The following is a 1,544-nucleotide window of genomic DNA, read 5'->3' on the forward strand; positions in this document are numbered from 1 at the left end:
CGGGTCTGGTACAGTAACTGATGGTAGTGGGTTGACTACTAAATTAAAGGAACTTACCGTATTACATCCGGTTGTATTGTTGCGGATGTTGATCCAGATTTGTTGTGGGTTACTGGTGTTGGAATATAAATTGGGTAATGCATTGGTTTGACTTGTCGCATCGCCTTGGCTTGCATAGTAGCTTACTGTTACATTGGCTTGTCCATTAGCAATTTCTGCGGTTTTTGTATTTAAAGTAAATTGCTCTGTATTATCTCCTGGCGTGGTATAGTCACACAATTCATAATTAGTAATAACTGGATTGGCTAGTGGTAATGGGTTGACTATTAAATTCAAAGTGGTAGTGGAATAACATGCTGGTGAACCAAGTGTGTAGGCTCTTATATAAAGGATTTGTGTGCCTGGGAAGATGTTACAATAATCTACATTTAATGGTAATGGAAAAGTACTAGTATCTGTTTCATAAAACTCAACTACTATGTTTGGATTACCTCCTGTTATCTCATTAATTTTTGAGGTTAAATCAAAACCACAATAAAATCCATCGTTGTTGTTACTGTCATCACATACCACATAATTAGATGGCGTGAATATCGTTGGGGAAGTGTTTACTGTAATAGTGGCAATACTAATATCTGTAATACAAGGCGCAACGCCTACTAAAGTATAGGTAAAAGTAGAAGTTGTAGCGCCAACGGCTGGTGTGAATGTTCCTGCTCCTGCATTGAATACTCCGCCAGTTCCTGAAGTACGTGTCCAAGTTCCTCCTGTTTGTTCTCCAGTAATTAAACTAAATAAATCAATAGCTGCAATACTAGTTTCGCAAATTGTAGTAGCGCCATCGGTTCCTGCGTTAGGTTGTGAATTTATTGTTATTGTAGCAAGACTTGTAGCATTTATACAAGGCGCAACACCTACTAAAGTATAATTAAAAGTAGAAGTTGTAGCACCAACGGCTGGCGTGAAAGTTCCAGTTCCTGCATTGAATACTCCGCCAGTTCCCGAAGTACGTGTCCAAGTTCCTCCTGTTTGTTCTCCAGTGATTAAACTAAATAAGTCAATGGTAGCTGAACTGGTTTCGCACACTATGGTAGTGCCATCGGTTCCTGCGTTAGGCTGTGAATTTATTGTTATTGTAGCAAGGCTTGTAGCATTTATACACGGAGCTACACCTACTAAAGTATAAGTAAAAGTAGAAGTTGTAGCACCAATGGCTGGTGTGAAAGTTCCTGTTCCTGCATTGAATACTCCGCCTGTTCCTGAAGTGCGTGTCCAAATTCCTCCTGTTTGTTCTCCAGTAATTAAACTAAATAAATCAATGGTAGCTGAACTAGTTTCGCAAATTGTAGTAGCGCCATCGGTTCCTGCATCAGGCTGTGAATTTATTGTTATTGCAGCAAGGCTTGTAGCATTTATACAAGGTGCAACGCCTAATAAAGTATAAGTAAACGTTGAAGTTGTAGCGCCAACGGCTGGTGTGAAAGTTCCTGCTCCTGCATTGAATACTCCGCCAGTTCCTGAAGTGCGTGTCCAAACGCCTCCTA

At 40.2% G+C, this 1,544-nt stretch carries 1 pseudogene; it reads right to left on the reverse strand.

From position 1 onward, the window contains the following. A pseudogene (locus ACSVH2_RS14055) lies at positions 1–1,544 on the reverse strand (hypothetical protein); the annotation flags it as partial.

Origin of the sequence: Flavobacterium sp. RSB2_4_14 (assembly GCF_051547085.1) — a bacterium.
Lineage (GTDB): Bacteria > Bacteroidota > Bacteroidia > Flavobacteriales > Flavobacteriaceae > Flavobacterium.